We start from the raw sequence: 21,597 nt of genomic DNA, 5'->3' as shown, positions 1-21,597 counted from the left end.
CCGGGTTTTCATCGCATCGACCCACGCGCACTCCGGGTGAAACCATCGCTTGGTTGGAATCCTTCCCACGCGCACTAGGTGACAGTCATGGACAATGAACTTCCCGGAACGATGCTCGCCGACCGCAGCGTGATCCGCGTCACCGGCGATGACGTGCGCGGCTTCCTGCAGGGCCTCGTCACCGCCGACACCAGTTTGCTAACGCCCGACGCACCCGCCTGGGCCGCGCTACTCTCGCCGCAAGGCAAGGTGTTGTTCGACTTCATCCTGTGGGCCGACGGCACCGACGTGCTGATCGACGTCGAGGCCGCGCAAGCCGACGCGTTGACGAAGCGCCTCTCGATCTACCGCCTGCGCCGCGCGATCACGCTCGTCCTCGACGATCTCGCCGTCCATTGGGCCCCCGAAGGCGACCGCGGCGTCTCCGACCCTCGGCTCGTGGATCTGGGCCGTCGCTGGCTCGCACCGCCAGCCGAGCCGGCAACCGGCTGGCACGCGCACCGCCTGTCGCTCGGCGTGACCGAGGGCGTCGGCGAACTCGGCGCAGGCGAGACGTTATGGCTCGAATGCAACGCGCGTGAGTTAAACGGCGTCAGCTTCACCAAGGGATGTTACGTCGGCCAGGAAAACACCGCGCGGATGCACCACCGCTCGAAGGTCAACCGCCGCCTCGTCGTCGCGCCGTTCACCGAGCCCAGCACGCGAACCCGCGTCACCTATTCCGAACTCGGCCTGATGGTCGAACACCGCCGCATCGAGTCGCTGGGCGATGCGATAGTTCCGCCCTGGCTGGCGACGGCGCTCGCAGAGACGCCCACCGACTAACCCGGTCAGGGATGCGCACGCGCCCATTCGGCTGCGTCCGCGACCTGCTCGGATGATGGCGTCAGGCCCGTATACAGCACGAACTGCTGCAACGCCTGTAACGTGGCCACCTGCGCTCCGGTGATGCAGCGCTTACCCGCCCCGATTGCCGCGCGCAGAAACGGAGTCTCGACCGGATATTGCACCACGTCGAACGCGGTGGTGCAGGCCGCGATCATGTCCTGCGGAAAGGCCAACACATCGGCATCGTGCCCGGTCATCCCGCGCGGCGTGGCGTTGACGAGCAACGCCGCCTCGCCCATCGGTTCTGCCGCCCAGGCAAACCCATAGCGATCCGCGATCGCGTGTCCGGCCGCCTCGTTCCGGGCGACGACGATGCCTTCGCGAAAACCGCTGTCCGCTAGCGCCGCCACGACCGCCTTCGCCATGCCGCCGGATCCCTGCACGCAGAACGGCGTCGCTCGATCGAGGTCGTCGACCAGATCGACGACCGCACCGTAATCCGTGTTGTACCCGGTGAGCACGCCGTCGTCGTTGACGATCGTATTCACGCTGTCGATCGCGCTGGCCGACTGCGCCAACCCGTCGAGCAGCGGGATCACCGCTTCCTTGAACGGCATCGAAACCGCGCACCCGCGAATGCTGAGTGCCCTGATTCCGCTGATCGCCGCTTCCAGGTCGGTGGTCGAGAAAGACTTGTAGATGAAGTCGAGCCCGGTCAGCTCGTAGAGCCGGTTATGAAACCGCGACCCGAAATTCCCCGGTCGCGCCGACAACGACATGCAAAGCCGCGTGTCCCGTCCGATCAGCGGTTTCATCGACATCTCCTCGTTCACTCAGCCCCAGTATAGCGTCGATACGCCAGGGTGAAGGCGCGAGCGTCGCAACGACGCTCCCACACGGTATCCAGCCAGAAGATATGTTCACGCGAAGGCGCAAAGGCGCGAAGCTGTCGGACTCCGGGCGAGACACTACGTCCTGACGGCTCAGGCGCGAAAGCACTGAAAAGATTCAAGAAGCAGGGTAACCCCACCCCCCGCAAAACCCTCTTCGCGCCTTTGCGCCTTCGCGGGAACATATCGACGTTCCGCTCAGGCTTTGCCGTATCGAGCAGAAGGTTTGTTCGCGCGGAGGCGCGGAGATGAATCGCACCGGGAAAGCGCATCTGCGTGAGCGGCCTAGGATCATCGGCTTCGCCAAAAGCAGGATTGGCTGATAACACGACCGCCTGCTCCGGCACTTACTCTCCGCGCCTCCGCGCCTCCGCGCGAACAAAATCGACGCTCGCGCAATCCACGAACCCTCGCGACTGGCCGCTGCGCCGAATGCACAAAAGAAAAGGGAGGCCAGCTTGCGCCGACCTCCCCGATCTTCATTCCGTAACCGACTCGAAAGCCGGTTGGCGAAAGTCTTACTGGCCCGAACCCGGACCGTAGGTAACTTCCACGCGACGGTTCTGCACTTCGCGAACGCCATCGGCGGTCTCGACGCGCGGACGGCTCTCGCCGAATGCTTCCGTCGAAATGACGCTGTCCGGGATGGCATGCGAAGACAGGTATGCCTTCACGCCATCTGCGCGGCGCTGCGACAGACCGACGTTGTACGATGCCGAACCCGACTTATCGGCGTGACCTGCCAGCATGACCTGTGCGTTGCCGCACGACTGGTACTGCGTGACGGCGTTGTCGAGGATCGACGCTGCCTCAGGCGTGATGTCCGACTTGTCCCATTCGAAGAACACGATGAACGGACCAGGCGAGCAGACGACTTCGACCGGCGCGGGCGGCGGAGGAGGAGCGACTGGCTCAGGCGGCGGCGGCGGCGGCGGCGGCGGCGGAGCAGCAGGCTCGCCGAAGTTGTACGTCACACCACCAAGGATGCTGTGCGAACGATAGCGACCGTCGAACACGCGGTTCGAAACGTCGACCAGCTTGACGTTCTCGGCGTTGAAGAAACGATACTTCAGCGTCGCGTCGATGTGGTCGGTCAGCGGTGCGCGGATACCGGCCAGGCCCTGATACGCGAACACGGTGTCCGAGTCGTTCAGGAAGTCGCCGTTGTTGTTGAGAGCGTACTGCGCCTTGACGCGAGCAACACCAACACCACCGCCGACGAAGCCCTGGATGCCATCGTCCGGACCGAAGTCCAGAAGGCCGTTCAGCATGAAGCTGAGGGCCGACGAGGAACCACCAGCATAGTCAACGTTGCCAGGTGCTGCATTCGCACGAGTGCCCGCACGGGTGAAGAAAGGCGTGGTCGTCGACGACGAGTAGCCGTCCACGGTTGCCTTACGATAGCCGACTTCGGTTTCGAGGCGGAAACCGCCAAAGTCGTAGCCCATCACGGCATCGACATCGTAACCATAGTCATGATCGACAGAACCGGCCCTGTTCAACGAGCCGATATCATAGTCGATGTCTTCAACGATCATCGCACCGCCTTCGACGCCAACGTACCACGACTTGTCGCGGGCGAGGGCGGGAGTGGCAAGTGCGGTGGAGGCGAGTGCCAGAACGACGGCAAGCTTCCGCATATAAATCCCCTTTCATGAGTGTCACACGGACATCGCAAACTCCCTATCCTCGGGCTTGTTTCCACGCAAGCTGACAAAAGTTAGAAGTGTTGCTGGAACGACACAGTTTTTGCGGTGCCTTAGACCGAAATCAGTTCGTGACCCCGTAATGCGGCCAATATGGCACCAATCGCCGTTCTCGACTGAACATCGATCAAGCTTCCGCCGGCCGGATCCGGAACCGCGCCGCGCCGTGCGCCGACCACGTCGACCCTGCCGATTAAGACTCGGCTCCCGGCCAGTACCCCCAGCGCCCATGTCCCCGCGCCGAACCGCGCGGGCTGTCCATCGGCGATGCTCCACACCGCCATCCCCTCGCGCGGCGCCAGGAACCGCCACCCGCTCGCCGTCCACCCGGCGACAGACCGCGCCTGCCCGGCCCAGCCGCCGGTCGGTGCGGTCCCGACGATCCACGCGCTGCCCGCAGTCGGCGCGACCGGCGGCACGTTGGTTCCAATCGCCGTCACGCTCGCCTGCACCGCGAGATCCAGCAACGTCAGCGCCTCGTTATGCGTCGTTTCCTTCTGCGCCTGGCCAGGCTGCAGCAACGGCAATGCCAGACGCGCGGTGCGGTCGTCGCTCATAATTCGTTCCTCCGTTGGTGAATCACGCCGATACGATCAGGGGCGATACGATCAGGGGCGGTACGATCAGGGTCGGTACGATCAGGTTAGCGGCCAGCGACTCGCCGAACACGCCGCGCTGCCGGACCGAGACGCTCACAGCCCCGACGCGATCCGCCGCCGTCACCGACACGAGAGGGTCCGCCACATCGACATCGCGCGAGGTTGCGTCGGCGGTGACCGTCACGCGGTACGCCTCGACTTCCTCGGCCAGCGGCGCATCGACCCCGTCGGTCCAGCGCCACCCCGCCCGGCTCCGCCGCGTCCAGCGCACCGTCGCGCTGCCATCGACCTCACTCGCAAACCACAGATGCACAGGCGATGGCGGCACCACCGAAGCCCCGCGCATCACGCACCGCGTCTCGACCGGCATATCGTCGCCGATCCCGGACGCGATCACCCGAACCTCGCGCCCAAGCACCGTCACCGGCAAGTCGAACGCGCGCGCCGCCTCCGCCTCCAGCACCACGAACCGATCCCCGACCACCTGCGCACCCGTCGAAGCCTCGGTCCCCCGCCGTCCACGCAACAACCGGCTCAGCCGCCACCGCGCCCCACCCATCGGTTCCGCCCGTCCGAACTGCACCAGTTCGTCGCCCAGCAACGCAAGGTTCACCCCGCGATCGAGCGCCGCTGCATCCGCATCCCCCAATTCCATGTCCGCATGCGCGAGGACCACCTCGAACACCCCCCTCTGGTCGATCAACGTCGCGGGCGCTCCCGGCGCCACCACCGCGATCGTCCCGAGCACCCCGGGCGCGGCGGTCGCGCCAGCCGCCACCCAGCTTACCCCGTCATCGAGACTGTGGAGAAGAGCCGCCTGCCGCCACGCCGCCCCCGTACCCGCCGCGACCACCGTCATCCGCGGCGCGGTCAACGGCGTATCGTCCAGCCCCGGAACCTCGAACGCGTGCACGATCGTCCCGCCGATCATCGCATCCACCGCCGCCGACACCCGGCCACTCGTCGCAGTGGCCGGCAGCGACGGCGTCACCAGAGGCACCAGCCCCAGCGTCGTCACCATCCCCTCGATACTCACGTCGGCCACCCGCCAGACGCCGCCCTCCCCCGAAACCGTCACGCAAGCCCCCGGCGCAATCGCCATCGCCCCGAACCCGGCCGCGATCGTCCGCCGCACCCGTCCAGCCTCCGCCCGCGCAAGAATAGCCTCCGCGATAGTCTTCGCCGCCCCCGCCTCCAGCACCGCCGGCACCTCGACCGATACGTCACGCATACCAGCCCCAGGCCGCCGCGCCCGCTGCACGCCCGCCTGGTAATCCCGCGCCGCGTCGTAATAGCCGACCGTCACCGTCCGCGGCACGGTCTCGATCGCCGCGACGGCCCGAGCCCGCCGCACGCCCTTCCCCTCGTCCGCAAACCCCTCGTCCGCCACGACAACGGTCGCCCCCGCGACATCGCGCATCACCAGCGCAGCCCCCGAAGGCGCAAACCAGGCCCCGCCAGCCTGCCCCAGCATCTCCAGCACCGCCCGAACGCTACCGCCCGACGCCGCAAACCCACCCACCGCCAGCGCCGCCGTCCCCGAAACCTCCCCCGCCAACGCCTTCGCGATCGCCGACACCCGCACGACGCCTTCGTCGGCAATCACCTCGAACGTCAGCGAAGGAATCCGATTGCCGAAGTCCGCCAGCTGCAACATCTCGAACACCGCATAGGCCGCGCCCCGATACGCCGGTGTCGCCGCCCCCTCGGCCGACGCGATCAACGGATCGACCGCCTGGTCCTCCCCCCCAAGGTGCAGCCGGAACCCGGTCGCCGTCTTGAAGTCCCCAGCCGCGCCCCGCAGCAATTTCCCCTCGGCCCAGATCCGCCCGACGCCAAAGATAGCGCGAGCCGACAACAGCACCGCAAACGACGCCGCATAGGAATAGGTCGAGACGCCAGGCTGCCCCTTCCCCGCCCGAGACGAAGCCCGGCTCTCGATCAGATCGGTCGCCCAGATCACCGTCCCCGCCACGCGCATCGTCCCGAACAGCTTCGGAATCTGCGCCTCATAAGACGACGTCTGCACCGCCAGCTCGACCAGCCGCGGCCCCTCCCGCCGCTTCGGCCCGAACAGTGCATGATCCACCGACTGCCCGATCAACGCACCGATCGCGCCCCCGATCGGCCCGCCCACCGCGCTCCCCACGGCCGTCAATACCAAGGTCGCCATGTCACACCCCCATCCGCCACACACCGATCAAGGGCCAAGGCGGCATCCCCGGCCGCTCCACCACGCGCCGCAAGCTCGCATCCGCATGCACGAACCCGCCTGCCGTCCTGATCCCCAGATGAATCTGCCCCGGCCCCGCCACCATCAGCAGCACGTCGCCCGCATCGGCGTCGACGACCCGCACCAGCACCTGATCGAGCAAACCCCAATCGCCACCGCGCAGCGCGTACCCGCTCGGAACCGCGCCGGAATATCCGCCAGCCCGCAAAGCCAGCGCGACCAGCCCGACACAATCGAGCCCATCCGCCCCCCGCCCATGCAACCGGAACCGCGTCCCCACCGCGGCAACCGCAGCCGCCGCAACCGCGCTCAAGCCCCCGGATATCGCGTCAGCAGGTCGATCCCCGGCAGATACGGCTCCGCGCGAAAGTTCACCGCATTCCCGAACCGCCCCGCGCAGGTGGCCAAGCTCTTGTCACACCCCTCGACGACCTCGACCAGAACCCCCGCCTCGACCACGAACGTCGGCACCGCCCGCAACGTCACCGCCACCCCGGCCCCACGAGCGATCGCGTTCTCCAACCCGCAATTCGCCCCCCCGAACCATCGCAACAGCCCACCCCCAAGCCCTTCCGCGCCGGAGTCCAACGTAACCACCGCCTCCTCGCAAGCGACAACCCGAGCAAACCGCCGCCGCCCCGCCATCGCCACCCGGCACCGCCGATCCCCCAGCTCCGCCCGACACTCCGGCGACGTCTCCTCCACCACCGGCCGATCCAGCGCCGCACTCGCCCCCCGCAGCTCGGCCGTGAACCCGGCGTCCCCCAGCTCGACCGCCCCGATGATCCCCTCCCCCAACTCGACCCGCGAAACCGGATCGGTCCAGTCCACCGCAAACAGCACCACCCGAGCCCCATCCCAGCGCCCGCTCAACAGATCCCGCTCCCCGATCGCGGCAGACGTCAAAGCCCCCGCGACATCCATAGTATCCGCCTCAAGCCCCTCACTCTTTTGGATAGCCGAAGGCGTCATCCCCGGCGCAGCCCGGTGCACCAGCCCGTCCACCACCAGGTCCCGGTCATGCGCGGTCAACCCCACCGCCACCCCATCCCGCCGCTCGATCCGCCAGCACAAGGCGATCGTCGCCAACTCAGCATCCAGAAACATGAGCGTCTCCTCCGAAAGCATACCCTCGCCCCTCCGGGGAGAGGGAGGGGCCCGCGCGCCCTTGCGCGTGGGAGGGAGAGGGGAGTGAGGCTAGGAGCACAAGTCCCAACCACCCCTCACCCTCCCGTCGCAAGCGCTCTTCCTTCCCTCTCCCCATCGGGGAGAAGGCCTAAGCCTCCCGAACCTCGACCAACGGCACACTCGCCGCCACCCCAGCCAGGAACGTAGCCCGAGCCACACTCAACCGATCCTCCGAAAACCGAACCGGCACGTCGAACGCAAACCCCGCCGTCACCACCGCCCCGAGAGCAGGCGCCACGTCCAGCGCCACCCACCCCCCGGCCTCCACCAGAAACGCCGAAGTCCCAACACCCCCCACAGCCACCGAAACACTCCCCGCAACCGGCCGCGTAATCCGCCGCTCGGCAGCACCGTACGACTTCACCAAGGCAAACCGCCGCGTGAGATCGTCCCCAACCCCAACGACCTCCCCGACAGCATCGAAATCGAAAGGATCTCGCAACCTAAACCCCCGCGCCGCGCCCATTCGCGCCCGAAAGAACGCGAGCAGCACGCCGATATCCGCCTCGCTCCGCAACCCCGGCCCCACGTCATACGACGTCCGAGCCTCCGCCCAGGCCGCATTCCGGGCCTCCCGCCCCCCCGAACTCGTCAGGATGGCAGTAGAAAACCCTGGCGCCACCTCGGCCTCGCGCCCCAGCTCCAATGGAAACAGCACGTCATCAAACGCGTCCACGGCCTCGTCTCCCCCGTCAGTATCAAAATGCACGAACCCATCCCGCATCACCTGCGGCAGCGCCCACAGGAACGTCTCCGCCGCCCCCCGCGCCCGAGCCACCTCGGCGGCGGCCTCGATCAGCCCCCACTCCGCCGCCTGTTCAGGCCGCAGCACGAACCCGGATAAATAGTGCTGCCTCTCGACCGGATACCCCAGCCGCGCGAACGCCACCGCCACACCCTCGGCCGACGACGCAGAATCGCCCGCCGTTACCCAGTCGTAATCCTCCAGCTGCAGCACATCGAAGGCGGGACTAGCCCACCCCACCGGCATGTTCGCCCGCTTCGCCTCCGGCGCCTTCGCATCGAGCACGGTCGGCAGGTACGTCAGCAGATGCGAGACACAGCCCGGCGCTTCGGCCTTAGCAGCCGCCACCAGCGCCGCAGTGGACGCCGCCAGGCAAAACCCCGCCGCATCCAGCGTAACGATCTGCGCAGGCGTCTTCGACCGCCGGATGTTCGCCATCGCCACCGGCGCAAATGCCGCAACCGCGCTCGCATCATAGAAGCACGGCCGTCCATCCGGCATCACCCACCACCACGGTTCGCCCACCTGGAACTTCGCCGCCAACCCCGCCACGACCGCAATCCCGACAAAAGCCCGAGCGACCGCCTGGAGATACCCCATAGCCCCGCCATGCGCCGGCGACAGTAACGTCGAAGGCGGCTCCCACCCCGTCAGCGCCGGCGCCCCATCGGCAGCCCGCTGCTTCCAGTCGTTCCAGCAATGCGCATCGAACAGCTCGTAGCTCAGCGACCAGATCACGTCATAGCCAAGCGCCTTCGCGCGTGCGGCGAAGTCCCGATGCCAAGCCGCACAGGCAACGTTCAAGACGCCCCCCGCCGCGGAAACGTAAAGCCCACCCCCAACCCCCTCGAGCCGGAAATAATGGCTCATGCCCACATAGTGGACGATGCTCTCCCGATACCCGAGATGCAGCGCATTCCGCAGCAACCGCGCCGGCGTCAGATTATAGCTGTCGTCATACCCACCAGCGATCCGAACCCCGTGCTCCGGCACCACCGCATCGCCGATCGCCAACACCGACCCCGGCCCCTCGCAGACGAGATCGGTCCACTCGACCCACCCCTCGCGCGGTGCGGCCAGCGGCGCATCGACCTCGGTATAGTCCGGCGGCACAACCGACACGAACATCCGGTCGATATCCCCCGCCCACACCGGATCGCTATCCTCGGGCAGCTCATACCCGCCCACGATCGCGCCAAAATCGAGCGAAACGACCGCATCCCCCGGCGTCCCCACCGCATAATTCCACAACCGTACATACCACGCACGCGCCACGCCCGCCGCATCGCGTCCCTCGATCGTCAGGGTCGGGCCGTTAATGGCATCCAACGCCATCACCCCCGAAGACCGCCACCGAAACCGCAGCCGACAGTCCCGAAAATCCCGCGACGTCTCATACTTCAGCAGCGGATGATCGAACCGATCCACCGCCTCCCAGATCACCCCGGCGAGGTCATCAGCCCTATAAAAAACCGCATCCACCCGCAGGGACGCAGGGCCGGTAGTCACAACCGAAGCCATCATCGGCCGCGGAAAATCCACCGTCCAGAACCGAGCATCGAACCGAGAAACAAGCCCCTCGACCTGCACAGTCCGCCCCGAGCAAAGCCAATGCGCCATAACATCCTCCTCTTTCCCTCGCCCCTCCGGGGAGAGGGAGGGGCCCGCGTGCCCTTGCGGGTGGGAGGGAGAGGGGCGTGAGGCTAGGAACCCAAATCCCAACCACCCCTCACCCTCCCGTCGCAAGAGCTCCTCCTTCCCTCTCCCCGACGGGGAGAGGGACAAGGTCACTCCACCGCCAAAGCGGCCTTCACAGCCCGAGCTACCTGCCGTCCCGACTGCGCCAACACCCCCGGCGCACTCCCCCCGGCAGCATTCACCGTAATAACCACCCGCACCTCCCGAACCCCGCCCCCACCAGAACCGGTCTCAACCCGCCCGCTGGAGGTAGGCACGAAAACCTCCGCCCCCCGCTCCCCCACGACATAAGCCCGCCCCGGCGACACCGGCCCACCAGTCGCCCGCCCCGGCAACCCACCGACCAGCCCAGCAAGCGCCCCACTCAAACCCCCACCACTCAACACCGACTGCACCCCAGCCTTCAGCGCCGCCGAAGCAATCGCATCCAGCGCCGACAGAGCCACCCCCTTCAGTTCCTCGAACCCCAATTTCCCCGACCGCACCGCGCGCAACAGCCCCGCCTCCAACCGAAGCGCAGCCCGCTCCGCCCCAGCGCCGAGCACACCCTCCAACTCCCCCCGCATCGCCTCCACATCACGCGAAAACCCGGTCGTATCCGCCCGCACGCTCACCAGCGCCGCATCAAGATCATCCATCAGGAAAAGCCCCCCTCAACCGCGCGATCGTCGAAGCATCCGGCGGCGCGGTAACGTCCCCCACCAAAGCCCCTACAACCCCCGCCAACTCCGCCGGCGTAGCGCGCCAGAACACCTCCGGCGCCCACCCCAGCACCGCGCCAGCAAAGCCAGCCAACCGCGCCGCAGTGTCGGAAAACGTCACTTCCCCGCCAGGATCTGCCGCAACAGCCCCCGCAACACCGGCGTCACCGCCGCCAGCCCCGCCTCAACGACCGCCTCCCCCAACCGCTCCCGAGTAACCCCCTCGGGACACTCGCGCAGGCAATGCCAGAACAGCCCCACCATCTCCCCGATCCCAAGCTTCCCCTCCGCCGCGCGCTCGACGAGCGCAAACAAAGGCCCCAACTCCCCCTCGGCCGCAACCAAAGCCGCAAAGCTAGGCCGCAGCACAAGCACCTCTCCCCCAACTCGAAGAGATCCTTCCCCCCGAACCGAATTCGCCAAATCACCCATCAGAAGTCTCCGAAAAGAGAACCCTCGCCCCTCCGGGGAGAGGGAGGGGCCCGCGTGCCCTTGCGCGTGGGAGGGAGAGGGGAGTGAGGCACGGAACCCCCGCCCCAAGACCCCTCACCCTCCCGTCGCCAAGCAGCTCCTCCTTCCCTCTCCCCGCAGGGGAGAGGGAAAGCCGCTAACCCACAACAACAGCCCCGGAACTCTCCAGGCTAAGCGTATAAGACCGCTCCCCATTGAAATCCCCGGCATAGTCCAGCCGAGACACCAGGAACTTCCCCGTCATCGTATCCCCGCCTTCGAACGCCAGCCGATAATCATCGCGCACGCCGGTCAGCGCGCTAGCTTTCACCCGCAACTCCGCCACCGACCCGGTAAAGACCCCAGCCCCCGACACCGAAACACTCCGAACCCCAGCCCCAGACAGCAACTGCCGCCACCCCCCGGAATCCTTCGTGGTGACAACGATAGCCTCCCCATTCACCGACATCTGCGTCGTCCGCAGCCCGGCCACCGTCGCATAGACCACCGGCACCGCCCCGTTCCCCACCTTCAGCAGGAACGCACTCCCCTTCTCCACCGCCATGTCCGTCTCCCCCAAAACCGTGCCACTCAGCTCTCGCGGTACATCCGCACCAGAAACTCCGACGTCCCCCGCCACCGATCCCCGACCCGCAGCACCCGAGACCGCACCAGCGCCAGCCGAACCACCCGCCACCCCTCACCCAGATCGGGCGGCAGCGCCTCCAACCCCTCCTCCGCCACCGCCAACAGAGCGCGCGCCCGAACCGGCCGCTCCCCCCCATCGAACAGCGTCAAGAGAACGCGCCCCTCCCGCCCGACCCAGGTCTTCGTGCTCCAGTCCGACAGCACCGGCTCGTCAACCACCGCATAAGGCAGCCCACCCCGAACCGGCGGCGCATCGAACACGCTCACGTCCAGCACCGCATTCAGCCGAGCCACGATCGCCGCCTGCAAGACCACCCGCCCACTCACGAATGCACCTCAAGACCCAACCGCATCCGCCGATAAGGCCGCCACAAAGCCGCCACCGCCGCCGGCGGCGCCACATCGCTCTCCCGGTGATCAAAGAGGTGCGCGACCAGCATCGCCACCCCCTGCGCGATCGGCGCCGGCACCGCCTCGAAGCTCAAGGCCAGCCCAGCCGAATACGCCACAGCCACCCGCCCCGCAGACCCGGCGGCAAGAACCCGAACCCACCCGACCCCATCCGCATCGATATCGACCGCATACGCCCCGACCGCCAACACGAACGGCGCCCCCTCGCCAGGCAACCCGGTCAGCCCGGAAATCACGGTGACGGGCGCGACCAACAACCGCCGCCACCCCGCCGCACTGGTCACCACATCCTCGAACGGCCGAACGATCACCGCCGCCCCCAGAAAAGCCTCCCCCAACAGCAACGCCGTCGACGCCAACCGCGCCAGCACGACATCCTCCCCCGTCTCCACCCGCAACAAAGCCCTAGCCGCGACGACCACCTCAGCGATCACCCCGGCAGAAATCGCCGACCCCGTCATAACGATGTCTCCAAAACTTCCCTCGCCCCTCCGGGGAGAGGGAGGGGCCCGCGCGCCCTTGCGCGTGGGAGGGAGAGGGGAGTGAGGCTAGGAACCCCCGCCCCAACTCCCCCTCACCCTCCCGTCGCAAGCGCTCCTCCTTCCCTCTCCCCAACGGGGAGAGGGAACAGCTCAAGCCACCGAGAACTTCATCAGCTTGATCGCCTCGGAGTTCGTCACGCACCCACCGACCCGCTTGGTCGCGTAGAAGTTCACGAACGGCTTGTTCGAATATGGATCACGCAGGATCCCCGTCTCCGTCCGCTCAGCAATGATGTACCCCGCGCGGAAATTCCCGAACGCGATCGCCAGAGCATTCGCCGCGATGTCCGGCATGTCTTCGGCCTCCACCACCGGATACCCGAGCAGCGTAGCCGGCACCCCCGCCGCCAGCGAAGGCGCCCAGACGAACGCCCCATCCGTCGTCTTGAACTTCCGGATCCGCGCCAGCGTCGCCGCATTCATCACGAAGCTGGCCCCCTGCCGATAAGGCCCGCGCAAGGACTGAACCAGATCGATCAACCGCTCCTGCGGATTCGCCGAAAAGTCCCCAGCCGTACCTGATGCGAGATACTGCAAAGTTCCAAAAGCCCGCACGCCGTCGGCGGTCGCCGCGGTAGCCGACGTCAGAAACCCCTTCGGCCGCGACACACCGGAACCCGACACGAAAGCCGCCCCCTCGGCCTTAGCAAACTCCATCGCGATCTCGCCCGCCAGCCATTCCTCGACATCGAAAGCAGCATCATCGAGCATCGCCTGGCTAGCCGAAGGATTGGCATACAGCTCCCCCGTAGGCGGCGCGATCTCGACGAACACCGGCGAAGCCGTCTCCGGCCGAGCCGCATTCTCCGCCGCCCAACCGGACGGCGTACCGCCCGTCGTCACCAGCTTCCGATACCCAGCCGAGCCAACCTTCACCACGTTCGCAATCGCCCTGATCGGCGAAATCCCCTTCAGCAAAGTATCGATCTGAGCAATCGATCTCCCGCGGCACCGCAAACCCGCCGGCGTCCCCCGTGACCCCGGTAAAAGCCTTCATCTCCAACGTAGCGCCAGTCCGAACGAACCCCGCAAACGCCGCATTCTGCGCCAAGGGGGAAGCCCCCGCCAAAACCGGCCGGTCAACAACACTCATGTCCATCTCCTCGCATGAAACGAAAAAAGGCGCCCCGCAGGACGCCTCATGAAACTCTCTGAAAACCCTCGCCCCTCCGGGGAGAGGGAGGGGCCCGCGCGCTCTTGCGCGTGGGAGGGTGAGGGGAGTGAGGCTAGGAACGCCTGCGCCAAAGCCCCTCACCCTTCCGTCGCCAAGCGGCTCCTCCCTCCCTCTCCCCGACAGGGAGAGGGAAACCGCTAAGGCACCACCTCAACCCGAGCCAAAGCCTGCATAGGCACAGCCACCAGACTAACCTCGACCAGCTCCACCCGAAACAACTCCCGCCGAACCCCCTGCCGCACGGACGTCGCCCGATACCCAACCGACAACCCAGCCACCGCCCCTGCCCGCACCAGCCGAGCCAGCTCCAGATCCACAACCACCCCCTCGACCCGCAACCCCCGCGCGTCCTCCGCCACGACGGACAAAGACCCAACCGCCTCCCCACGATGCTGCCACAACAAAGGCACCACCCCGGCCCTAGCAAAAGCCCCCCGCCGCACCACATCCCCCGCCCGATCGACAACATCGAACACCGCCGCATACCCGGCAAACGCCACACTCACTTCAACCACGCAGCAAACCCCAGTTTCACCGCCAGCCCCGCCAGCATCAGCGCCATCGCCAGCCGAGCGATCCACCCGACAACCGCCTTCCAAACCGACCGCTTCGCATCCCGCCAAGCCGCCAGCAGCTCGCGCAACTCCGCCACATCCTCCCGAGCCCGCTCGTCACTCAAAGCCACCCGCGCCAAAGCCCGAGCTGCCCCCAACTCCCCCGCCTCCTCCACTATCGCCCGCAGCGTCACCAGGTCGACACCGCGTTCAGCCCCCTGCCGCATCAACTGCGCCAAAACCGCCCCATCCATCACGCCACCTCCGCTATGTCCAAGAGAGCCCGCTTCTCGCCATCGCTAAGAAAGCCAGCCCCGCTCACCATCCCCCAAAGCCGCTCGCGATCCTCCGCCAGCGCCGGCACCCGGTCGAGATCGACCGAGAGCGTCGCCCCCTCGAACCATCCGGCCAACCCCTGCGCGATCCCCGTCAGCACCGAGCACGCCAACGGCAGCACCCCCAGCCGCCACAAAGCCCGGTTAGCCTCGCGGTAATTCGCATAGGAATTATCCCCCGGCAGCCCGAGCAGCATCGGCGGCACCCCGAACGCCAGCGCGATCTCCCGCGCCGCCGCCGCCTTGGTGCCCACGAAATCCATATCCGCCGGCGACAAGCTCAACGCCTGCCACCTGAGGCCCCCCTCCAGCAGCATTGGCCGCCCCGCATTCCCCGACCCCGAGAACGAAGCCTCCAGCTCCTTCCGCAACCGCTCGAACTGCTCGGTCGACAGCACCGCGCCATCCTTCGGATCGTACATCAGCGCCCCCGAAGGCCGTGCCGCGTTGTCCAGCAGCGCCTTGTTCCACCGCGCCGCCGCATTGTGGATCGCCACCGCACTCGACGCGGCGCCCAGGCACCCCAACCCATAATGGTCGTCGACCGGATTGAAGCTCTTCAGGTGGATCACCTCCGGCCGCACCGGATCCGCGTGCAGCCGCGTAACCCGCTCCCCCACCCGATACCGATAGGCGGCCGGCCACCCGCCGGCATCCGCCTCCACCGTCACCCGCTCGGGCCGAAGCGCAAACAGCTCGGCCGCACCCCCGTCGACGTCGCGCAAGACCTGCACATACGCATTCCCATGCAACAGCAACTGCGCCGCCACCGTCTCGACCAGCGGTTGCCCCCCCGACCGCGCCGTCACCAGCGCCACCAGTGCCGGATCCGACGCCAGCAAAGGCGCGCTCCCCACGGACTCCACCACCAGCTTCACCGCCCGCTGGACGATCGCATTCCCCAGATACCCCGCCCGCACCTGCGCCTCATAGGAGTGCGGCACATCCTCGAACGCCCCCTGAAACCCCGGCGCGCTGAGCGCCCGCGACAACACCGGCCGCGACTCATCGCGCCCGGATTTCCACCCGAACAATTTCATGATGTTCTCCTGAATTTCCCTCGCCCCTACGGGGAGAGGGAGGGGCCCGCGCGCCCTTGCGCGTGGGAGGGAGAGGGGCGTGAGGCTAAGGACGCCAATCCCAACCACCACGCCTCACCTTCCCGTCGCAAGCGCTCTTCCTTCCCTCTCCCCGCCGGGAGAGGGCCAAACGCCTAAAGCACCCGCACAGAAACCCGCGCCCGAGGCCCCAGCATCACCTCCGTCATCGCCCAAACAAGAGCATCAGCCCGATCCGGCGACCGCCCCGGCCCCTCATACCCCCCGCCCGCGATCAGCCCGCAAAGCTCGTCCTCCAACCCCGGAAAAGCCCCCACATGCCAAGCCCGCCCACACTCATATAAAGCCGCCACAGGCTCGGCCCGCGCCACCTTCCCCAGCGACGCATGCACCAGCTTCACCGGCATCGCGCGGTCGGCGCCAGAGAGAACACTCCCCACCATCTTCCCCCCCTGGTTCGCCTCCGCAATCACCCGGTCCGCGCCATGCCGCGCCGCGCACTCGGCCACCGCCCGAGCCCACCCCTCGGGAGAAGCACCAGAAACACTGGCGTCCTCCAAGACATACCCGAACCCATCGACCCCAAGCGCAACCACCACGATCCCGCAGGCATCCCCCGGCCCGCCGGAAACACTTCCCGCCGGAGGATCCACGCCCACCACGACGCGCGTCAGCTCCGGCGCAAAAGCCACCCGCCGGGACTCCACCAGCGCCCGCGTCCACAAGGCACCAGCAACATCCTCGATCAGCTCGCCATCCAGCTCCTGCCGCCCCATCCGCGTCCCCGCATACGTGGCGGTCATCGCCTCCACGAAACTCACCGGCAGATGCGGATTGTCGCGCGTCCGCCCGCGCGTTTCGACCAGTCCCGGCAACGCCATCACCCGCCGCATCAACGCGACCGGCCGCGGCGTCGTCGTCACCAGCACGCGCGGCACCGTACCCAACCGCAAGCCCATCATCAGATTGTCCCAGGTCGGATCGCCGTAGCGCCACTTCGCCAGTTCGTCGCACCACGCCCAGCCATGCTCGGGCCCACGCAACGCTTCCGGCGCCTCCGCCGAATACGCATAGGCCTTCGCGCCATTGCCGAAATGCACTTCGCCGACCGCACTGCGCCACGTCAGCGCCTCGTTGTCGTGCGCCACCGCGATCAGTCCGCTCTCGCCCTGCACCATCACGCGCCGCACATCGTCGATCGTCGCGCCAACCAGCGCGATCCGCGCGGTCGGATCGTCGCGCGCGATCTGGCTCACCCACTCCGCGCCCGCCCGCGTCTTGCCAAACCCGCGTCCCGCCCGGATCAGCCAGATCCGCCAGTCACCCTCGGGCGGATATTGCCCGTCATGCGCCCAATGCCGCCACCGATCGCGCAGCTCCTTGCGTTGACCGACCGACAGCTTCCGCATGATCCCGGCACGGTGCACCACCGGCAGGTCGGCCAGCTCCGCCACCAGGTCGCGTTCGACCGTAGCGACCGGCGACGGGTCGACCGCTTCCGGATCGCCTTCGCCGCTTCCCGAGCGCGTCAAGAGGCGAGCGCCTGGCGCCGCGCCAGCGAATCCAGCAGCTTCAGCAATGCGGCATCGGTCTCCACCGACGTCGCCCGACAGGTCTGGCTGGATTGGCGGCCCCGCGCCTCGCGCGCGCGATGCTGGTTCAGCATAGCCAGCGCGAACTGGATCGCCGTCACGCTCGACAGCTTGATCAGCCCCGCACCGGGCACCGCAGCCCCGCCCCAGGTGTTTTCATCGCCCACGTCTTCGACGGCACCAGCGTCGCCGACCGCCGCCGTCTCGTTGCCGGGCGCATCCAGACCCCCATCGCTCGCGTCGCCGTCGTCGTCACCCTGCCCGCCAAGACGCTCATCATCATCGCGATCCAGAGAGGCGAGCGACGTCGCCAACAGCAGTTCCTCCAACCGGTCATACCCGCGCGACAACGCCGCCTGCCATGCTGCGGCAAACGCAGGATCGTGCGAGCGGCGGTGATAGGCTCCGCCGAGCGACATCCCCACCACGACGACAGACGTGGTCACGTTGCCAGTCATCGCCAATTCCTCGAGAAACGTGGCTTGCCGCTCGAGTGTCCATTCCTTCGCCCGGGGTTTCCGGGCCACAAGAACCCGGTTTTTCCCACCCGTGATGACCATCCTGCCGACCTTCGCGTTCCCGGCTGCCTTGCTCTTGATCCCCATGCCGCGCCCCCGCTTGCCTGCACCCCACCGCCAAACGCAGAAAGCCGGCGACGACAAAGGCTCCTGCCCCGATCGTCCCGGCTTCCCGAGAGCCAGACCGTCCGGCCCGACTCGCTAGTTTTCGATGTTCCCGTTATGTGCCAGATGAGCGTGACGATGTCAAGATAATTAACCCGTTTGGTTATCTGCCAGCGAGTGGATCGACCATAGGCACGACACGATCGACCGCGGCCGCCCCCCATTCACCCAACACGCTCTGATCGCCTTCGTCCGCCAACCGACGTCCGCGCTCGCTGCCCCAGCGCGCGCTATCCAGTCGCCGCAATGCCCATATCGCCGCGCCCCGGACGACCGGCGAGTCGTCGCCCAACAGTCCGACGACGGCTTCGACGAGGCCAGGATCGCTACTGTTCCCCGCCGCCATCAAGGCATTGCGGATCATCTTGGCACGACCGATGCGCTTGATCGGCGAGCCCGCGAACACCGTGCGGAAGCTAGCATCGTCCAGTGCCAGAATGTCGACGAGTTCCGGCGCGACCAACTCCGCGCGAGGATGAAACGCCAGGTTCGCGTTGGCCGCGGCGGCGAACTTGTTCCAGGGGCACACCGCCAGGCAGTCGTCGCAGCCGTAGATGCGGTTGCCGATCGCGGCACGGAACTCGTGCGGGATCGGCCCGGCATGCTCGATCGTGAGGTACGAGATGCAGCGACGGGCATCGAGTTGGTAAGGCCGCGGGAACGCCGCGGTCGGGCATGCGGTCTGGCACGCGTCGCAACTGCCGCAGGTGTCGACGCCGCCGCGGTCCGGTTCCAGATCGAGCGTCGTGTAGATCGCGCCGAGGAACAGCCAGCTGCCATGCTCGCGGCTGACGAGATTGGTGTGCTTGCCCTGCCAGCCGAGCCCCGCGGCTTCGGCGAGCGGCTTTTCCATCACCGGCGCGGTGTCGACGAACACCTTCAGGTCGAACGGCGGCAGATCGCGCCCCGCTTCCGCCGCCAGCCACCGCCCAAGCGCCTTCAACTGCCGCTTCACGACATCGTGATAGTCCGGCCCCTGCGCATAGACCGAGATCCGCCCCACCCCGCCCTCGTCCGCGAGCCGGAGCGGATCGTCCTTCGGAGCATAACTCATGCCGAGCGCGATGACGCTGCGAACCTCGGGCCACAGGCCGGCGGGACTCTCGCGGTGGTGCTTGCGCTCCTCCATCCAGATCATGTCGCCGTGGCGCCCATCCGCCAGCCATTGGTGGAGCCGTTCGCCCGCGCGCGGCGCCGCCCCCGCATGCGCGATCCCGCATGCGACGAAGCCCAGTTCCACCGCTTTGGCCTTCAGCCTGTGTTCCAGCTTGTCTTGCGCCACGTCCGCCCGCTACCACGACGCCACCCTCGGGAGGAAGATTGCGCGTGAACGATGAATGGGCGGTCACCGCGAACGGGATCGTGAAGCGGTTCGGCGAACGGCGCGTGGTCGACGGGGTGGACATGATGGTGCCGCGCGGCTCGGTGTACGGCGTGCTCGGGCCCAACGGTGCGGGCAAGACGACGACGCTGCGCATGCTGCTCGGGATCATCGAACCCGACGAGGGCTCGCGCACGCTGCTCGGCTACGACAATCCGCGCGATGCAAGCGACCGGGTCGGCTATCTGCCCGAGGAGCGCGGACTGTATCCGGCGATGAAGGCGCGCGAAGCGATCGCGTTCCTGGGCGCCCTGCGTGGGCTCGACTGGAAGACCGGGCGCGAGCGTGCCGTGGTGCTGATGGAAGCCGCGGGGCTCGGTCATGCGGTCGACGAGAAGATCCGGAAGCTGTCGAAGGGCATGGCGCAATTGGTGCAATTGCTCGGCTCGGTGGTGCACCAGCCCGATTTGCTGGTGCTCGACGAGCCTTTCTCGGGGCTCGATCCGGTCAACCAGGAGCGGCTCGAGAAGCTGATCCTCAACGAGCGCGACCGCGGCGCGACGATCCTGTTCTCGACCCATATCATGAGCCACGCCGAACGGCTGTGCGACCGGCTGGCGATCATCGCGGGGGGGAAGCGGCGCTTCGAGGGCACCGTGGCGGACGCTCGGGGTATATTGCCGCAGCGTGTCCACTACACGCCGCATCGCCCCGATCCTGCGATCCGCGGCGTGCTGCCGGTGGATGCGGTAGCGGACGGGGACAGCTGGCGGTTCGAGCTTCCGAACGAAGGAATCGAGAGCTTGCTCGTGAGACTGATCGACGCGGGATACGGGATTTCGGGGCTGTCGATCGAGCGGCCCGGCTTGCACGAGGCGTTCGTGAGGATCGTTGGGCAGCATGCCGACGTCGCGAAGGAGGACGCGGCATGAGCCGTTTCCGTCGCACCCTCCGCCAGACCTTCACGATCGCGCGACGCGACTTCATCGCCACGGTGTTCACGCCGATCTTCCTGCTGTTCCTGTTCGCGCCCCTGATCATGGGATCGTTCGGCGCGATCGGCGGACTGGGCGCGGCGAGCGTCACTGATGGTGCCCAGGACAAGACGCGGATCGTCGCGATCGTCCCCGCCACCACTGCGCGGCCGATCGACGAGTCCGACGAGCGCCTGCGCGGCATGTTCCGCAGCGACGAAGCGCCCCCCGAACTGTCGATCGTTGCGCCGACCGCCGATCCAGCCGCCCAGGCGCGCGCGGCGTTCGAGACCAAGGACGTCGACGCCTCCGCAGTGCTGTACGGCCCGCTCGACGCGCCGCAGATCCTTTACGGACCGCGCGGCAAACGCTCGGCCGATTACCTCGGGCTGCTCGCACAGACGACGCTCGCCGCGCAGCAGCTCGGCGGCACGCTGCCGACGATCGCCGCGACCAAGACGCAGATCACGCGCTCGACCACCTCGGTCAGTGGGCAGCACCAATCCGCCTTCTTCGCGGTGTTCGGGATCTTCTTCCTGACGCTGTTCCTGTCGGGCCAGGTCGTCGGCACGATGGCCGAGGAGCGCAACAACAAGGTGATCGAGGTGCTCGCCGCCGCGGTGCCCTTGGAGTCCGTGTTCTTCGGCAAGCTGATCGGGATGTTCGGCGTCGCGGTGCTGTTCGTCGCGTTCTGGGGCACCGTCGTCACGCAGATCACGTCGCTGATGCCCGCCGCCGCCGCGGTGGCGCTGGGCGACCTGACGCCCGCGGTCGGCGCACCGATGTTCGCACTGCTGTTCGCCGCATATTTCAGCATGGCGTACCTCCTGCTCGGCTCGGTATTCCTCGGGGTCGGGGCGCAGGCGACGACGATGCGCGAGATCCAGATGCTGTCGCTGCCGATCACGATCCTGCAGGTAGCGATGTTCGGGCTGTCCTCCGCGGCGGTCTCCCACCCCGGCAGCTGGCTCGCCACCGCCGCCGAACTGTTCCCGCTGTCGTCGCCATTCGCAATGGCCGGCCGCGCGGCGAATTCACCGGAGCTGTGGCCGCACGTCGCGGCGCTGGCGTGGCAGGCTTTGTGGGTAACGATCTTCATCACCGTTGGCGCCCGTCTTTTCCGCCGCGGCGTCCTACAATCGGGCAGCGCCCGGCCGTTCTGGCGGCGCAAGGCTAAGGCAGTCGCTTAACTGTTCTCCTGCGAACGCAGGAGCCCAGGGTAACGAACGCCATCCCTCGCGATCCTGGACTCCTGCGTTCGCAGGAG

General features: G+C 67.3%; 22 protein-coding genes and 1 pseudogene. 3 read left to right on the top strand and 20 right to left on the bottom strand.

The annotated features are described in order from the left end of the window. Window positions 1-87 precede the first annotated feature (87 nt). The gene (gene ygfZ, locus AC1MH0_RS14400) at window positions 88-825 is read left to right on the top strand and encodes a CAF17-like 4Fe-4S cluster assembly/insertion protein YgfZ (RefSeq protein ID WP_480963341.1); all 738 of its coding nucleotides are present in this window, start codon (window positions 88-90) and stop codon (window positions 823-825) included. Window positions 826-830: 5 nt separating this feature from the next. On the opposite strand, the gene AC1MH0_RS14395 is transcribed toward ygfZ, so the two are convergent. The 20 genes and pseudogenes from AC1MH0_RS14395 to queG all read right to left on the bottom strand — a co-directional run bounded on the left by AC1MH0_RS14395 (window position 831) and on the right by queG (window position 19,317). After that, window positions 831-1,649 carry a shikimate 5-dehydrogenase gene (locus tag AC1MH0_RS14395; RefSeq protein ID WP_480963340.1) on the bottom strand — a complete coding sequence of 273 codons (819 nt, stop codon included), beginning with the start codon at window positions 1,647-1,649 and terminating at the stop codon, window positions 831-833. 587 nt (window positions 1,650-2,236) lie between these two features. Next, window positions 2,237-3,358: an OmpA family protein gene (locus AC1MH0_RS14390; protein ID WP_480963339.1), complete on the bottom strand. Its 1,122-nt coding sequence runs from the start codon at window positions 3,356-3,358 to the stop codon at window positions 2,237-2,239. Window positions 3,359-3,477: 119 nt separating this feature from the next. Continuing rightward, window positions 3,478-3,981: a DUF2793 domain-containing protein gene (locus AC1MH0_RS14385; protein WP_480963338.1), complete on the bottom strand. Its 504-nt coding sequence runs from the start codon at window positions 3,979-3,981 to the stop codon at window positions 3,478-3,480. 22 nt (window positions 3,982-4,003) lie between these two features. Further along, entirely contained in the window at window positions 4,004-6,196 is a 2,193-nt protein-coding gene (locus AC1MH0_RS14380) for a phage tail protein (RefSeq protein WP_480963337.1), read from the bottom strand. Between the two features lies 1 nt (window position 6,197). Further along, the gene (locus tag AC1MH0_RS14375; protein WP_480963336.1) at window positions 6,198-6,569 is read right to left on the bottom strand and encodes an NlpC/P60 family protein; all 372 of its coding nucleotides are present in this window, start codon (window positions 6,567-6,569) and stop codon (window positions 6,198-6,200) included. Further along, the gene (locus AC1MH0_RS14370) at window positions 6,566-7,363 is read right to left on the bottom strand and encodes a DUF2163 domain-containing protein (protein WP_480963335.1); all 798 of its coding nucleotides are present in this window, start codon (window positions 7,361-7,363) and stop codon (window positions 6,566-6,568) included. The genes AC1MH0_RS14375 and AC1MH0_RS14370 overlap by 4 nt, the downstream gene beginning before the upstream one ends. 169 nt (window positions 7,364-7,532) lie before the next feature. Then, window positions 7,533-9,809: a DUF2460 domain-containing protein gene (locus AC1MH0_RS14365; protein ID WP_480963334.1), complete on the bottom strand. Its 2,277-nt coding sequence runs from the start codon at window positions 9,807-9,809 to the stop codon at window positions 7,533-7,535. A gap of 167 nt (window positions 9,810-9,976) precedes the next feature. After that, window positions 9,977-10,528 (bottom strand): tail tape measure protein, encoded by a 552-nt coding sequence (locus tag AC1MH0_RS14360; protein ID WP_480965754.1) that lies wholly within the window; start codon window positions 10,526-10,528, stop codon window positions 9,977-9,979. Then, window positions 10,518-10,709 (bottom strand): phage tail assembly chaperone, encoded by a 192-nt coding sequence (locus AC1MH0_RS14355; protein WP_480963333.1) that lies wholly within the window; start codon window positions 10,707-10,709, stop codon window positions 10,518-10,520. The genes AC1MH0_RS14360 and AC1MH0_RS14355 overlap by 11 nt, the downstream gene beginning before the upstream one ends. Continuing rightward, complete coding sequence (locus tag AC1MH0_RS14350) at window positions 10,706-11,020, bottom strand: gene transfer agent family protein (RefSeq protein ID WP_480963332.1); 315 nt, start codon at window positions 11,018-11,020, stop codon at window positions 10,706-10,708. The genes AC1MH0_RS14355 and AC1MH0_RS14350 overlap by 4 nt, the downstream gene beginning before the upstream one ends. 175 nt (window positions 11,021-11,195) lie before the next feature. Then, window positions 11,196-11,603: a phage major tail protein, TP901-1 family gene (locus tag AC1MH0_RS14345; RefSeq protein WP_480963331.1), complete on the bottom strand. Its 408-nt coding sequence runs from the start codon at window positions 11,601-11,603 to the stop codon at window positions 11,196-11,198. 26 nt (window positions 11,604-11,629) lie between these two features. Beyond that, window positions 11,630-11,980 (bottom strand): DUF3168 domain-containing protein, encoded by a 351-nt coding sequence (locus tag AC1MH0_RS14340; RefSeq protein ID WP_480963330.1) that lies wholly within the window; start codon window positions 11,978-11,980, stop codon window positions 11,630-11,632. Between the two features lie 29 nt (window positions 11,981-12,009). Beyond that, window positions 12,010-12,558: a head-tail connector protein gene (locus AC1MH0_RS14335; RefSeq protein WP_480963329.1), complete on the bottom strand. Its 549-nt coding sequence runs from the start codon at window positions 12,556-12,558 to the stop codon at window positions 12,010-12,012. 171 nt (window positions 12,559-12,729) lie between these two features. Then, window positions 12,730-13,732, bottom strand: a pseudogene (locus AC1MH0_RS14330) (phage major capsid protein). A 218-nt stretch (window positions 13,733-13,950) separates the two neighbouring features. Beyond that, window positions 13,951-14,313: an HK97 family phage prohead protease gene (locus AC1MH0_RS14325; protein ID WP_480965753.1), complete on the bottom strand. Its 363-nt coding sequence runs from the start codon at window positions 14,311-14,313 to the stop codon at window positions 13,951-13,953. Window positions 14,314-14,315: 2 nt separating this feature from the next. After that, window positions 14,316-14,621, bottom strand: a complete 306-nt coding sequence (locus AC1MH0_RS14320) for a DUF6127 family protein (protein ID WP_183129183.1) — start codon at window positions 14,619-14,621, stop codon at window positions 14,316-14,318. After that, entirely contained in the window at window positions 14,621-15,742 is a 1,122-nt protein-coding gene (locus AC1MH0_RS14315) for a phage portal protein (RefSeq protein WP_480963328.1), read from the bottom strand. Before AC1MH0_RS14315 ends, AC1MH0_RS14320 begins: the two co-directional genes overlap by 1 nt. 173 nt (window positions 15,743-15,915) lie before the next feature. Next, window positions 15,916-17,169 carry a DNA-packaging protein gene (locus tag AC1MH0_RS14310; RefSeq protein WP_480965752.1) on the bottom strand — a complete coding sequence of 418 codons (1,254 nt, stop codon included), beginning with the start codon at window positions 17,167-17,169 and terminating at the stop codon, window positions 15,916-15,918. Window positions 17,170-17,288: 119 nt separating this feature from the next. Next, window positions 17,289-17,957 (bottom strand): hypothetical protein, encoded by a 669-nt coding sequence (locus AC1MH0_RS14305; RefSeq protein ID WP_480963327.1) that lies wholly within the window; start codon window positions 17,955-17,957, stop codon window positions 17,289-17,291. Window positions 17,958-18,138: 181 nt separating this feature from the next. Then, window positions 18,139-19,317, bottom strand: coding sequence for a tRNA epoxyqueuosine(34) reductase QueG (gene queG, locus AC1MH0_RS14300; RefSeq protein WP_480963326.1), 1,179 nt, complete (start codon window positions 19,315-19,317; stop codon window positions 18,139-18,141). 44 nt (window positions 19,318-19,361) lie between these two features. Here queG and AC1MH0_RS14295 point away from each other — a divergent pair, with 44 nt between their 5' ends. Beyond that, the gene (locus tag AC1MH0_RS14295; protein ID WP_480963325.1) at window positions 19,362-20,288 is read left to right on the top strand and encodes an ABC transporter ATP-binding protein; all 927 of its coding nucleotides are present in this window, start codon (window positions 19,362-19,364) and stop codon (window positions 20,286-20,288) included. Then, a complete protein-coding gene (locus AC1MH0_RS14290; protein WP_480963324.1) occupies window positions 20,285-21,520 on the top strand; it encodes an ABC transporter permease in 1,236 nt (411 codons plus the stop codon). The genes AC1MH0_RS14295 and AC1MH0_RS14290 overlap by 4 nt, the downstream gene beginning before the upstream one ends. Window positions 21,521-21,597 lie beyond the last annotated feature (77 nt).

The sequence above is a fragment of the Sphingomonas sp. AP28 genome, assembly GCF_056680455.1.
This window is presented reverse-complemented; position numbering and strand designations above follow the sequence as displayed.

Excerpts from the sequence above, each read along its gene's own strand:
- AC1MH0_RS14320 (WP_183129183.1), bottom strand. The coding sequence starts at position 14,621 with ATGGATGGGGCGGTTTTGGCGCAGTTGATGCGGCAGGGGGCTGAACGC.
- AC1MH0_RS14390 (WP_480963339.1), bottom strand. The coding sequence starts at position 3,358 with ATGCGGAAGCTTGCCGTCGTTCTGGCACTCGCCTCCACCGCACTTGCC.
- AC1MH0_RS14310 (WP_480965752.1), bottom strand. The coding sequence starts at position 17,169 with ATGCGGAAGCTGTCGGTCGGTCAACGCAAGGAGCTGCGCGATCGGTGG.
- AC1MH0_RS14345 (WP_480963331.1), bottom strand. The coding sequence starts at position 11,603 with ATGGCGGTGGAGAAGGGGAGTGCGTTCCTGCTGAAGGTGGGGAACGGG.
- AC1MH0_RS14305 (WP_480963327.1), bottom strand. The coding sequence starts at position 17,957 with ATGGGGATCAAGAGCAAGGCAGCCGGGAACGCGAAGGTCGGCAGGATG.
- AC1MH0_RS14380 (WP_480963337.1), bottom strand. The coding sequence starts at position 6,196 with ATGGCGACCTTGGTATTGACGGCCGTGGGGAGCGCGGTGGGCGGGCCG.
- AC1MH0_RS14350 (WP_480963332.1), bottom strand. The coding sequence starts at position 11,020 with ATGGGTGATTTGGCGAATTCGGTTCGGGGGGAAGGATCTCTTCGAGTT.
- AC1MH0_RS14365 (WP_480963334.1), bottom strand. The coding sequence starts at position 9,809 with ATGGCGCATTGGCTTTGCTCGGGGCGGACTGTGCAGGTCGAGGGGCTT.
- AC1MH0_RS14290 (WP_480963324.1), top strand. The coding sequence starts at position 20,285 with ATGAGCCGTTTCCGTCGCACCCTCCGCCAGACCTTCACGATCGCGCGA.
- AC1MH0_RS14395 (WP_480963340.1), bottom strand. The coding sequence starts at position 1,649 with ATGTCGATGAAACCGCTGATCGGACGGGACACGCGGCTTTGCATGTCG.
- AC1MH0_RS14315 (WP_480963328.1), bottom strand. The coding sequence starts at position 15,742 with ATGAAATTGTTCGGGTGGAAATCCGGGCGCGATGAGTCGCGGCCGGTG.
- AC1MH0_RS14385 (WP_480963338.1), bottom strand. The coding sequence starts at position 3,981 with ATGAGCGACGACCGCACCGCGCGTCTGGCATTGCCGTTGCTGCAGCCT.
- AC1MH0_RS14335 (WP_480963329.1), bottom strand. The coding sequence starts at position 12,558 with ATGACGGGGTCGGCGATTTCTGCCGGGGTGATCGCTGAGGTGGTCGTC.
- ygfZ (WP_480963341.1), top strand. The coding sequence starts at position 88 with ATGGACAATGAACTTCCCGGAACGATGCTCGCCGACCGCAGCGTGATC.
- AC1MH0_RS14370 (WP_480963335.1), bottom strand. The coding sequence starts at position 7,363 with ATGTTTCTGGATGCTGAGTTGGCGACGATCGCCTTGTGCTGGCGGATC.